The sequence below is a fragment of the Streptomyces sp. NPDC058086 genome, from assembly GCF_042885015.1.
Lineage (GTDB): Bacteria > Actinomycetota > Actinomycetes > Streptomycetales > Streptomycetaceae > Streptomyces.
The window spans coordinates 144,355-156,645 of the sequence record NZ_JBHVST010000010.1 but is presented as its reverse complement, the minus strand read 5'-3'; the positions used below and the strand labels follow the sequence as shown (position 1 = coordinate 156,645).

The 12,291-nt window shown below is 70.4% G+C and carries 9 protein-coding genes; 7 read left to right on the top strand and 2 right to left on the bottom strand.

The window, feature by feature from the left end:
• Positions 1-4 precede the first annotated feature (4 nt).
• Positions 5-808 carry an exodeoxyribonuclease III gene (locus tag ACFVWD_RS10925; RefSeq protein WP_389595133.1) on the top strand — a complete coding sequence of 268 codons (804 nt, stop codon included), beginning with the start codon at positions 5-7 and terminating at the stop codon, positions 806-808.
• On the opposite strand, the gene ACFVWD_RS10920 is transcribed toward ACFVWD_RS10925, so the two are convergent.
• Positions 796-1,422 (bottom strand): MerR family transcriptional regulator, encoded by a 627-nt coding sequence (locus ACFVWD_RS10920; RefSeq protein ID WP_389595169.1) that lies wholly within the window; start codon positions 1,420-1,422, stop codon positions 796-798. The two genes, ACFVWD_RS10925 and ACFVWD_RS10920, sit on opposite strands and share 13 nt — an antisense overlap.
• Before the next feature lie 161 nt (positions 1,423-1,583).
• On the opposite strand from ACFVWD_RS10920, the gene ACFVWD_RS10915 reads away from it, so the two are divergent.
• From ACFVWD_RS10915 to ACFVWD_RS10900, 4 genes are all read left to right on the top strand, one after another.
• The gene (locus ACFVWD_RS10915; RefSeq protein WP_389595167.1) at positions 1,584-3,233 is read left to right on the top strand and encodes an NAD(P)-binding domain-containing protein; all 1,650 of its coding nucleotides are present in this window, start codon (positions 1,584-1,586) and stop codon (positions 3,231-3,233) included.
• Positions 3,230-4,159 (top strand): alpha/beta fold hydrolase, encoded by a 930-nt coding sequence (locus tag ACFVWD_RS10910; protein ID WP_389595131.1) that lies wholly within the window; start codon positions 3,230-3,232, stop codon positions 4,157-4,159. Before ACFVWD_RS10915 ends, ACFVWD_RS10910 begins: the two co-directional genes overlap by 4 nt.
• Positions 4,156-5,040, top strand: coding sequence for an SDR family oxidoreductase (locus tag ACFVWD_RS10905; RefSeq protein ID WP_168492548.1), 885 nt, complete (start codon positions 4,156-4,158; stop codon positions 5,038-5,040). Before ACFVWD_RS10910 ends, ACFVWD_RS10905 begins: the two co-directional genes overlap by 4 nt.
• 86 nt (positions 5,041-5,126) lie before the next feature.
• Positions 5,127-5,366, top strand: a complete 240-nt coding sequence (locus tag ACFVWD_RS10900; protein WP_389595129.1) for a hypothetical protein — start codon at positions 5,127-5,129, stop codon at positions 5,364-5,366.
• A 173-nt stretch (positions 5,367-5,539) separates the two neighbouring features.
• On the opposite strand, the gene ACFVWD_RS10895 is transcribed toward ACFVWD_RS10900, so the two are convergent.
• A complete protein-coding gene (locus ACFVWD_RS10895; RefSeq protein ID WP_389595127.1) occupies positions 5,540-9,130 on the bottom strand; it encodes a S41 family peptidase in 3,591 nt (1,196 codons plus the stop codon).
• Positions 9,131-9,295: 165 nt separating this feature from the next.
• Here ACFVWD_RS10895 and ACFVWD_RS10890 point away from each other — a divergent pair, with 165 nt between their 5' ends.
• Both ACFVWD_RS10890 and ACFVWD_RS10885 read left to right on the top strand, forming a co-directional pair.
• Complete coding sequence (locus tag ACFVWD_RS10890) at positions 9,296-9,883, top strand: TetR/AcrR family transcriptional regulator (RefSeq protein ID WP_389595125.1); 588 nt, start codon at positions 9,296-9,298, stop codon at positions 9,881-9,883.
• A 112-nt stretch (positions 9,884-9,995) separates the two neighbouring features.
• The gene (locus ACFVWD_RS10885; protein ID WP_389595123.1) at positions 9,996-12,227 is read left to right on the top strand and encodes an MMPL family transporter; all 2,232 of its coding nucleotides are present in this window, start codon (positions 9,996-9,998) and stop codon (positions 12,225-12,227) included.
• Positions 12,228-12,291: the final 64 nt, after the last annotated feature.

The window sequence follows — 12,291 nt, the reverse complement described above, 5'->3', positions numbered from 1 at the left end:
CCGGGTGCTGACTGTTACCTCGGTGAATGTGAACGGGCTCAGAGCCGCCGCGAAGAAGGGGTTCGTGGAGTGGCTCGCGGAGACCTCCGCGGACGTGCTGTGCCTTCAGGAGGTGCGGGCCGAGCCCGGGCAGCTGCCCGAGGAGGTGCGGGCGCCGGAGGGGTGGTACGTCGTGCACGCCCCCGCGGCCGCCAAGGGGCGCGCGGGCGTCTCCCTGTACACCCGGCGCGAGCCCGACCGGGTGCGCATCGGGTTCGGGTCCGAGGAGTTCGACTCCAGCGGACGGTACGTCGAAGCCGACCTCCCCGGTGTCACCGTCGCCAGCCTCTATCTGCCCTCCGGCGAGGTCGGAACCGAACGGCAGGACGAGAAGGTCCGGTTCATGGACGAGTTCCTCGCCCATCTGAAGGAGCTGCGCGAGCGCGCCGCCGCCGACGGGCGCGAGGTCGTCGTCTGCGGCGACTGGAACATCGCCCACCAGGAGGCCGACCTCAAGAACTGGCGTGCCAACAAGAAGAACTCCGGCTTCCTGCCCGAGGAGCGCGAGTGGCTGGGGCGGGTCCTGGACGCGGGCGACGGCGGGTACGTCGACGTCGTGCGGGCGCTGCACCCGGATGTCGAGGGGCCGTACTCGTGGTGGTCGTACCGGGGACGGGCCTTCGACAACGACAGCGGATGGCGCATCGACTACCACGTCTCGACGCCGGGGCTCGCGGGCAAGGCCGTGAAGGGGTTCGTGGAGCGGGCGGCGACGCACGCGGAGCGCTGGTCCGACCATGCGCCGGTGACGGTCGTCTACGAGTTGTAGCCCTGCAGCCGCCGGTCCAGAGCCATCGACACTTCCGCCTCCACCACGCTCTTCGCCAGGGGGCGCAGGCGTTTGAGGTCTTCCGCCGTGCGGTTCTCCGTGAGGATGATGCCGACGAAGAGGTCGGCGAGGGCGTCGGCGTGATCGCGGACGCGGCGGGCGGCGGTGAGGACGTCGGCCAGGGGGATGCCCTCGCGGACCAGGGCCGCCGAGACGTCGAGCAGGCGGCGGCTGACGTGGACGATCTCACCCCCGTCGGTGCCGAGATAGCCGAGGTCGAGGGCCGCGGCGAGGTTCTCCGGGGTGGCCTGGCCGGCGAAGACGTCGGCGAGCTCCTCGGGGGAGAGGCGGACGGGGGTCTCCTCGGTGGGCTCGCCCAGACCGAGGAGTTCACCGACGTCACGGCCGTGGTCGAAGGCCTCGGCCAGCTCCGCGATGCCGCTGAGGGTGTGGCCGCGTTCGAGCAGCGCCGAGATCGTGCGCAGACGGGCCAGGTGCGTGTGGTCGTACCAGGCGATACGGCCCTCGCGGCGGGGCGGCGGAATCAGCTTGCGCTCCCGGTAGAAGCGCAGGGTGCGCACGGTGATGCCGGCCTCCTTGGCCAGCTCCTCCATCCGGTACTCACGCTTCTCCGCCACGTGCGAAACCCTACGTCGTACCGTCGGTAACTTTCGTGGTCGCAACCCTACCCATCAGTACGGAGCTGCTCTACTCTCCCATTGCGCCAGTGTTCACTGGCAGAGTCGGGCGGCTAGGGAGGCGTGGGATGGTCGGGATGACCGAGCACGAGCATGTGCGCGTCGCGGTGATCGGGTCCGGGTTCGGCGGTCTGGGGGCCGCGGTGCGGCTGCGCCGCGAAGGGATCACCGACTTCGTCGTCCTGGAACGGGCCGGCAGCGTCGGGGGTACGTGGCGGGACAACAGCTACCCGGGGTGCGCCTGCGATGTGCCCTCGCACCTGTACTCGTTCTCGTTCGCGCCCCACCCCGACTGGCCGCGCACCTTCTCGGGGCAGGAGCACATCCGGGCCTATCTGGAACACGTCACGGACGTCTTCGGGCTGCGCCCGCATCTGCGCTTCGACTCCGAAGTGAAGATGATGACGTGGGACCAGGAGAAGTTCCGGTGGGGGATCGAGACCAGCCGTGGCTTCCTCACCGCCGATGTCGTCGTGTCGGCGACCGGGCCGCTCTCCGATCCCAGGATCCCCGGCATACCGGGGATCGACTCCTTCCCCGGCAAGGTCTTCCACTCGGCCCGCTGGGACCACGACTACGACCTGCGCGGCAAGCGCGTCGCCATGATCGGCACGGGCGCCTCCGCCATCCAGATCGTGCCCGCCATCCAGCCGGACGTGTCCCGGCTGACCCTCTTCCAGCGCACGCCGCCGTGGGTGATGCCCCGGGTCGACCGGGCCATCAGCGGCGCCGAACGGTGGCTGCACAAGCAACTGCCCTTCACCACACAGGCCCGGCGCGGACTGCTGTGGGGGATCAGGGAGCTGCAGGTCCAGGCGTTCACGAAGCGGCCGGGCGAGCTCGGCCTCGTCGAGCGGCTGGCCAGGCGGAACATGACGCGGGCCGTCCAGGATCCGGCGTTGCGGGCCAAGTTGACCCCCGACTACCGGATCGGGTGCAAGCGGATCCTGCTCTCCAACACCTACTATCCGGCGCTCACCCGGTCCAACGTCGACGTCGTGGCCTCCGGACTCGCCAGGATCGACGGCTCCACGCTCGTCGCCGCCGACGGCAGCACCGCCGAGGTCGACGCGATCATCTTCGGTACGGGCTTCCACGTCACCGACATGCCGATCGCGGACCGGGTCGTCGGAGCGGAGGGCAGGACGCTCGCGGAGGCGTGGCGCGGCGGCATGAAGTCGCTGCGCGGGGCCACCGCGGCCGGGTTCCCCAACTGGATGACGATCATCGGCCCGAACACCGGGCTCGGGAACTCCAGCATGATCCTCATGATCGAGTCCCAGCTGAACTACATGGCCGACTACATGCGGCAGCTGGACGTCCTGGGCGGACGCGCGGCTCTCGACGCCCGCCCCGGCGCCGTGGAGGGCTGGAACGACGGGGTCCAGGAGCGGATGCTGCGCACCGTGTGGAACACCGGCGGCTGCACCAGCTGGTACCTGGACGCGAACGGCCGCAACACCACCATCTGGCCCGGCACGACGACCGAGTTCCGTAGCGCCACCCGGCGGGTGGACCTGGGAGAGTACGAGGTGCTGCGCGCCCCCAAGCCGAGCGCAACCGAGCCGAGTACAGCCGAGCCGAGTACAGCCGAGCCGAGCGCAACCGAGCCGAGCGCAACCGAGCCGAGTACAGCCGAGCCGAGTACAGCCGAGCCGCCCACGCCCGAGTCGCGCACCAAGAACTCCGGCGCAAAGGGCGCCAAGAAGGTGGAGGCGGGAGCGTGAGCCGACTGACGCATGTGGAGCACGGGGCGTACGCGCCGCCCGCGCCCGCGCGCGAACTGACCGCCATCTCCGCCGACGGCGCCCGGTTGCACGTGGAGGTGCACGGACCCGAGGACAACCCGGCCGCGCCCATCGTCGTCCTCGCGCACGGCTGGACCTGTTCGACGGCCTTCTGGGCGGCGCAGATACGGGACCTCGCCGTCGACCACCGGGTGATCGCCTACGACCAGCGTGGGCACGGACGCAGTCCCGTGAGCGAGACGTGCACCGCGGACGCGCTCGCCGACGACCTGGAAGCCGTGCTCGGGGCCACGCTCGCGCCCGGCGAGAAGGCCGTGCTCGTCGGGCACTCCATGGGTGGGATGACGCTGATGGCCGCCTCGGCGCGGCCCCGGTTCCGGGAGCACGCGGTGGCGGCCCTGCTGTGCAGCACGGGCAGTTCGCGGCTGGTGGCCGAGGCGCGGGTGGTGCCGATGCCGGCCGGGTGGCTGCGGACCCGGGTGACCAAGAGGATCCTCGGGTCGGCCGCGCCGCTCGGGCCCGTCACACCGGTCGCCCGGCGGATCCTCAAGTACGCGACCATGGGCGCCGGTTCGTCACCGGGCATGGTGGAGGCGTGCGCGCGGATCGTGCACGCCTGTCCGCGCAAGGTGCGGCATGCCTGGTCGAAGGTGCTCGATCTGCTCGATCTCGACCACGGAGTACGGGCGTTGGCGGTGCCGACGGCCGTGGTGGTGGGTACGGCGGACCGGCTGACGCCCGTGGTGCACGCGCGGGCCCTGGTCGCGACCCTGCCGAACTGTGTCGGCATCACCGAGCTGACCGGGCTCGGGCACATGACACCGGTGGAGGCGCCGGAACTGGTCACCGCCCGCATACGTGAACTCGTCTCCACCTACGCAGAGATCAAGGAGGGCAGCGCATGACCAAGGTGAGCCTGGAAGGGCAGGTCGCGGTCGTCACGGGGGCCGCGCGGGGCGTCGGCGAACTCCTCGCCCGCAAGCTCTCCGCGCGCGGTGCCAAGGTCGCGCTGGTCGGCCTGGAGCCGGACGCGCTCAAGCAGGTCTCGGACCGGCTGCACGGCGAAAGCGGCTTCTGGTACGCCGATGTCACCGACCACGAGGCGATGGCCCAGGTCGCGGCCGAGGTGAAGGAACGGTTCGGGAAGGTCGACATCGTCGTCGCCAACGCCGGTGTGGCGAACGGCGGTCCCTTCGTCGAGTCCGATCCCGTCGCCTGGCGGCGGGTCATCGAGGTCAACCTCATCGGATCGGCGGTCACCGCGCGGGCGTTCCTGCCCGTGCTGATGGAGAGCCGGGGATATCTGCTCCAGATCGCCTCGCTCGCGGCCATCACCCCGGCGCCGATGATGACGGCGTACTGCGCGTCCAAGTCGGGCGTGGAGGCGTACGCGCACAGCCTGCGCGCCGAGGTCGGCCACAAGGGCGTACGGGTCGGGGTCGGTTACCTGTCCTGGACCGACACCGACATGGTGCGCGGAGCCGATCAGGACGAGGTGATGCGGGAGTTGAGGCAGCGGCTGCCGTGGCCGTCCAACAAGACGTATCCGCTGGGGCCGGCCGTCGACCGTATCGTCGCGGGGATCGAGCGGAGGTCCAGTCATGTGTACGCACAGTGGTGGCTGCGCGGGATGCAGGGCGTCCGGGGCTACCTCCCCGGGATCATCGGGGCGGTCGGACAGCGGGAGATGCGGCGGTTCGAGCCGCGGCTCAAGGGCGTGGGTACGGGGCTCGTGGGTGCCGGAGGGGCGGCCGACGAACAGCGTCAGCAGGGGATATCACCGTGAGTAACTGATCGAAATGCGTGCGTAGTCGGTGCGTGTCAGTCTGGTCGAGCCCGATCCCCCTCACCCACAAATGGGAGTGAAACCTCATGGGCAAGAAGGACCAGATGCAGAACAAGGCCGAGCAGATGAAGCAGCAGGGCAAGAAGAAGATGGGCCAGGACACGGGCCAGGAGAAGGCCCGTCCCGGCGAGCACTCCCCGCAGCCGGGTGCGCGTACCCCGCAGACGGGCGAGCGCTCCCCGCAGAGGGGCGACCGGTCGATCCCGGAGGCCGAGCGCCTGCAGCGTGAGGCGAAGGACCGGCTCGACCAGGACTACGACGTCTGACGGTTCGCTGCGCCGGCTTAGGCCGAGTTGTGGGGCGCCCCTGTTGGCTGGGGGCGCCCCACGCTTTTGTCTGGGTCGGACAGGTGCGCTTTCTGGTGCCGGTTCTATGTGGCTGGGCGCGCAGTTCCCCGCGCCCCTGCGGGGCGCCTCCCTGACGGGGCGCCTCCCCGCCCCTATCGAGATCTTGGGGGGAGTTTTGGTCTTGATCTGTCGGGGGGGTTTGTGTAGTCGGGTGGGGAGGCTGCGTGGTGGGTGGTCAGGAGGTCGAGGGCCAGTTGGATGGCGGTGTCCATTTCGGTGTGGTGGCCCTCCGCCCAGTCCAGGGGGGTGCGCAGGACCGCCAGGTCCGGGGGGACGCCCTGGTTCTCGACGGACCAGCCGTACGCGTCGAACCAGGCCGCGTTCATCGGCACCGTGATCACCGTGCCGTCGCCGAGGCGGTGGCGGCCGGTCATGCCGACGACTCCGCCCCAGGTGCGCTGGCCGACGACCGGGCCGAGCTTCAGCAGTTTGAACGCGGCGGTGATCATGTCGCCGTCGGAGGCGGTCGCCTCGTCGGCGAGGGCGACGATCGGACCGCGCGGGGCGTTCGAGGCGTACGACACCGGCTGGGCGTTGCGTGTCAGGTCCCAGCCGAGGATCGTGCGGGTGAGCTTCTCCACGACGAGTTCGCTGATGTGGCCGCCCGCGTTGCCGCGTACGTCGACGATCAGCGCGGGACGCGAGACCTCCAGGCGCAGGTCGCGGTTGAACTGGGCCCAGCCCGAGCCGCCCATGTCGGGGATGTGGAGGTAGCCGCACCGGCCCCCGCTCAACTCCCGGACGACCTCGCGGCGTTTGGCCACCCAGTCCTGGTAGCGCAGAGGGCGCTCGTCGATCAGCGGGACGACGGCCACCCGGCGTGAGGGCCCCTCGCCCGCCGCCGGGATGAACGTGAGCTCCACCGTCGTACCGCCCGCGCCCGCGAGCAGGGGGTAGGGGCCGGTGACCGGGTCGACCGGGCGGCCGTCGACGTGGGTGAGGACCGCGCCCTCGCGGATGCCGGTGCCGGCGAGCGGTGAGCGGGCCTTGGAGTCGGAGGAGTCGCCGGGGAGGATCCGCTTCAGCATCCAGCTGCCGTTGCGGCGGACGAAGTTGGCGCCGAGCAGGCCCTGCCAGCGCTGGTAGTGGGCCGGGCCCTCGTTGCGGCGGGCGGCGGCGACGTACGCGTGGGAGGTGCCGAGTTCGCCGAGGACCTCGCGCAGGAGGTCGGCGAAGTCGTCGGGGGAGGCGATTCGTTCGACCAGCGGGCGGTACTGGGCGAGCACACCGTCCCAGTCGATGCCGCACATGTGGGGTTCCCAGAAGTAGGCGCGGGTGAGGCGGCCCGCCTCCGCGTAGGCCTGGCGCCACTCGGCGGGCGGGTCCACCTCGTGGATGATGCGCCGCAGGTCGATCCAGACCGTCGAGTCGGAGTCACCGGTCTCGGTCGAGGGGACCGCTCGCAGGTCGCCCTCGTCCACGACGACCAGCCGGGAGCCGTCGCCGCTGACCGCGAACCAGTCCAGGTGCTGGACGAGTTCGGACTTCTTCGCCTTGCTGATGTTGAAGAACTCCAGCGTCGGCCGCCCGGAGGTGTCGTCGGGGTTGACGAAGGTCTCGCCGAGGGCGCCCGAGATCGGCCAGCGCAGCCAGACCAGGCCGCCGCCCGCGACCGGGTACAGCGCCGAGTACTTGGAGGCGGTGACCGGGAAGGGGGTCACCCGGCTCTCCAGGCCTTCCAGCTCGACGCTCACCGCGCCGTCCGCGCTCTCGTCCTCGATCGGGTCAAGGCCCCCGGCGACCGGCCGCCCGTCGGGGTTGAGCGCGAAGGGGGAGGGGGTGGCGGAGGACAGGGGGACGAGGTAGGGCCGGCAGCCGAGCGGGAAGGAGAGGTCGCCGGTGTGGACGTCGTAGACCGGGTCGAAGCCGCGCCAGGAGAGGAAGGCGAGGTAGCGGCCGTCGCGGGTGAAGACGGGGTTCTCGTCCTCGAAGCGGCCGTTGGTGACGTCGACGATGAGCCGGTCCTTTATGCGCGCGATCTTGATCTGGCGCAGGGAGCGGCCGATCCCCGGGTGCGACCAGGTCAGCCAGGCCCCGTCCGGGGAGAAGGCGAGGTCCCGGACCGGCCCGTTGATCGAGGTGATCAGCTCGGTGACCTCCCCTCCCTCGGCCTCGGTCGGTGAGGCGTCCTCGGACTCCGTCCGCGAGGTGTCGCCGGGCTCCGTCCGGGAGGCTTCCTCGGCCTCGGTCGGTGAGGTGCCGCCGGGCTCCGTCCGGGAGGCTTCCTCGGACCCCGTCGGCGAGGTGCCCTCGGCCCCCGTCGGTGAGGTGTCCTCGGCCTGCGTCCGTGAGGTGTCCTCGGACTCCGGCTCCGAGATGCTGTCGGGCTCTGTCGCGGAGGCTTCCTCAGGCTCCGTCCGGGACGTGGACGTGGCCCCCGACTCCTCCGTCGCGTCGAGGATCAGCAGTCGTCCGTCGTTCGAGGCGATCGCGAGGCGTTCGCCCTGCGGGTCGGAGACCATCTCCAGCACGCGCCCCAGTTCGCCGGAGGCAAGGCGGCGCGGCTCGCGCTGGCCGGAGGCCCGGGGGAGGAAGGCGATCTCGACGGCGTCCTCGCCGTCCGCGTCGGTGACGTAGGCGATCCGGCCGCCGGAGCCGAGCATCTCGGGGAGCCGGACGCGTACGCCGGGAGTGTCGGCGATGGTGCGCGCGGGGCCGTCGCGATGGGTGAGCCAGTGCAGGCTGCCGCGTACGACGACGGCGCTGGCCCGGCCCGTCTCGTCGACCGAGATGCCGTCCACGTGCTGCGCCGCGGGCACCTGGTACGTACGGCGTCCCGCGCGCGGACCGCCGAGGCGGACGTCCAGGCGGCGCGGGACCGAGTCCGGGGACAGGTCGTCGACGATCCACAGGTCCCCGGCGCACTGGTAGACGACCCGGGTGCCGTCGCTGGAGGCGTGCCGGGCGTAGAAGGCGTCGTGGTCGGTGTGGCGGCGCAGGTCGCCACCGTCGTACGCGCACGAGTACAGGTTTCCGATGCCCTCGTGGTCGGAGAGGAAGGCGATACGGCCGCCGACGAACATGGGGGAGTCGAGGTGGCCGTCGAGGTCGGCGAGCAGTCGCCGTCCGTGCAGCCAGAGCCGGCCGGTGGCGCCGCCCCGGTAGCGCTTCCAGGCGGCGGGTTCGTGCGGTGGGGTGCCGGTGAGCAGGAGCGTCTTGTGTTCGCCGTCGAGGTCGGCGACCTGGATGGCGGAGACCGGGCCCCAGGGGAGTGCGCCGCCGGGGTCGCCGTCGGTGGGGACCTTGTAGGCCCAGGTGAAGTACGAGAAGGGCTGGCCGTGGGAGGCGACGGCGAGGATGTCGCTGTGCCCGTCCTTTTCGGGCGGCGACCAGCCGCAGACCTGGGTGTCCGCGCTGCCCCAGTAGGTGAGCCGGCGGGAGGGACCGCCGTCCACCGGGGCCAGATGGATCTCCGGCACGAGGCTGCGCCAGCTCGTGTACGCGATGAGCCGGCCGTCGGGGGAGAAGCGGGGGTGGCCGACCTTGGTCCGGTCGACGGTGAGCCGCCAGGCGCGGCCCGGCCCGTCGAGGGGGGCCATCCACAGGTCGTCCTCGGCGACGAAGCAGAGGCGGTCGCCGCTGAGATGGGGGAAACGGAGATAGCCGGATGCGTTGCCCCTGGTGGTCGCGTTGTCCCCGGGGGGCGCCTGGTCCGTGGTCGCCTTCTCATACGCGTCGCTCACCTACCCATGCTTTTCCTCCCGGAGGCGCCCGGCAACTTGTGAGTAGGTGTCCTTTCGGATATGCGTGACCCAGCACACGTACGAAACGGTTTCGTTTCTTTGGATCTCAGGGTATCTTCATAGGTGTACGAAACCGTGTCGTCCGGAGCAGAGAAGGTGAGTGGGATGGCTGAAGCCGCAACGGTGCGTCGCAGTCGGATCACCCCCGAGCGTGAGGCCGAGCTGTACGCGGCCGTGCTCGAACTGCTCCGGGAGGTCGGCTACGACGCCCTGACCATGGACGCCGTCGCCGCCCGCACCCGGTCCAGCAAGGCCACCCTCTACCGCCAGTGGGGCGGCAAGGCCGAGCTCGTCGTGAAGGCGCTGCGGCACGAGAAGCCGACCACCGGCGACATCGACACCGGATCCCTGCGGGGCGACTTCCACGCGATGGTGAAGCGTGAGGACGACTGCGACATGGAGCAGAACTCCGCGCTGATGCGGGGTCTGGCCACGGCGCTGCACGGGAACCCCGATCTCCTGCGCGCCTTCCGGGAGTGGATCATCGATCCGGAGATCGAGACCCTCCGCAAGGTCCTGCGGCGCGCCGTCGACCGGGGTGAGATCCGGGCGGACAACCCCGCCCAGGACTACGTGCTGCACATGATGTTCGGCGCCTTCGCGGTGCGCGGCGTCCTCGACCAGCTGCCCCCCACCCAGGCCTTCCTCACCTCGTACATCGACGCCGTGATCCTCCCCGCTCTCGGCGCCTGAGCCTGCCCGACCTTCAGTAACGCCTACGTGCACCTGACGCGACCGCTCACGTCGTCGGGCTGATCTCCCCTGCCCAGCTGCCAGCAAACGACCTGACCGGGAGTACGCCCTCGTGGCCACATTCCTCTATAAACTCGGCCGATTCGCCTTCAGGCGACGCCATTTCGTCGCCCTGATATGGGTGGCCCTGCTGACGCTGGCGGGTGTCGGCGCCGCCTCCGCGCCCACCGCGGGAGCGTCCTCTTTCTCGATCCCCGGCACCGAGGCGCAGAAAGCTTTCGACCTGCTCGAACAGCGCTTCCCCGGGATGAGCGCCGACGGCGCGACCGCCCGCATGGTCTTCAAGGCGCCCGCCGGCGAGAAGATGGGCGACAAGGCCAACAAGGCGACCGTCGAGAGGACCGTCAAGGCGCTCGGCGACGGCTCGGAGGTCACCTCCGTGTCCGACCCCTTCAAGTCCCACGCGGTGAGCAAGAACGGGTCGGTCGCCTACACCTCGGTGAAGTACAAGGTGTCCGGCATGGAGTTGAAGGACTCCTCGAAGACCGCCCTGGAGGAGGCCGCGCAGCAGGCGCGGGACGCCGGGCTGAGCGTCGAGGTCGGCGGTGACGCGCTCCAGGCGACGCCGGAGACCGGGTCGACCGAGGTCATCGGTATCGCGGTCGCCGCGGTCGTGCTCGTCATCACCTTCGGTTCGCTGATCGCGGCCGGGCTGCCGCTGCTGACCGCGCTGATCGGCGTCGGTATCGGCGTCTCGACGATCACGGCGCTGGCGAACGCGCTGGACCTGGGCACCACCACCTCCACCCTGGCGATGATGATCGGCCTCGCGGTCGGCATCGACTACGCCCTCTTCATCGTCTCCCGCTACCGCGCCGAACTGGCCGAGGGCCGGGAGCGCGAGGAGGCGGCCGGACGGGCCGTCGGCACGGCGGGTTCGGCGGTCGTCTTCGCCGGTCTGACGGTCGTGATCGCGCTGGTCGGTCTGTCGGTCGTCAACATCCCGATGCTGACGAAGATGGGTGTCGCGGCGGCGGGCACGGTCGCCATCGCCGTACTGATCGCGCTGTCGCTGATTCCGGCCCTGCTGGGCTACGCGGGCCGCAAGGTCCAGCCCGCGGGCAAGAAGAGCAAGCTGCTCGGCGGCAGGCGTGCCGTGAAGAAGGAGGGCAAGCCCAACATGGGCACCCGCTGGGCGAGTTTCGTCGTGCGCCGGCCGCTCGCCGTGCTGGTGCTCGGCGTGATCGGTCTGGGCGCCGCCGCGCTCCCGGCGGCCTCGCTCGAACTGGGTCTGCCCGACGACGGTTCGCAGCCGACATCGACCACGCAGCGCCGGGCGTACGACGCGCTGTCCGACGGCTTCGGTCCCGGCTTCAACGGTCCCCTGATGCTCGTCGTGGACGGCAAGTCCAGCGACGACCCCAAGGCCGCGGCGACCAAGGTCACCGACACGGTCAAGGACATGAAGGACGTCGTGTCGGTCAGCCCGGCGGCGTTCAACAAGGCCGGGGACACCGCGACGATCACGGTCATCCCCGACTCCAAACCGTCCTCCGTCAAGACCGAGGACCTGGTGCACGCCATCCGTGACGCGGGCGGCACCATCTCGACGGAAACCGACGCGAAGGTGCTGGTCACCGGCACCACCGCGATGAACATCGACTTCTCGCAGAAGCTGAACGACGCGCTGATCCCGTATCTCGCGCTGGTCGTCGGCCTCGCCTTCCTCCTCCTGATCGTGGTCTTCCGCTCGGTCCTGGTCCCGCTGAAGGCGGCGCTCGGCTTCCTGCTGAGCGTGATGGCGGCGCTCGGCGCGGTCGTCGCCGTCTTCCAGTGGGGCTGGCTGTCCGGCCTCCTGGGCGTCGAGGAAACCGGCCCGATCATGTCGATGATGCCGATCTTCATGGTGGGTGTCGTCTTCGGTCTCGCGATGGACTACGAGGTGTTCCTCGTGACCCGGATGCGCGAGGCGTACGTCCACGGGGAGAAGCCCCACCAGGCGATCGTGACCGGCTTCAAGCACGGCGCACGGGTCGTCACGGCGGCGGCGGTCATCATGATCGCCGTCTTCTCCGGCTTCATCGGCTCCAGCGAGTCGATGATCAAGATGATCGGCTTCGGCCTCGCGATCGCGGTCTTCTTCGACGCGTTCGTGGTCCGCATGGCGATCGTCCCGGCGGTGCTGGCCCTGCTCGGGAAGAAGGCCTGGTGGCTGCCGAAGTGGCTGGACCGGGCGCTTCCCAACGTGGACGTCGAGGGCGAGGGCCTGCGCACGGCGGAGGAGAAGGGCCGGGGCCCCGGCGACGGGGGCCGGGACGAGGACCGGGAGCTGGTACGGGTCTGAGGCCTGACTGTCTGTCAGGCTGACTGACTGACTGACTGACTGACTGACTGATGGGCTGAGGGGC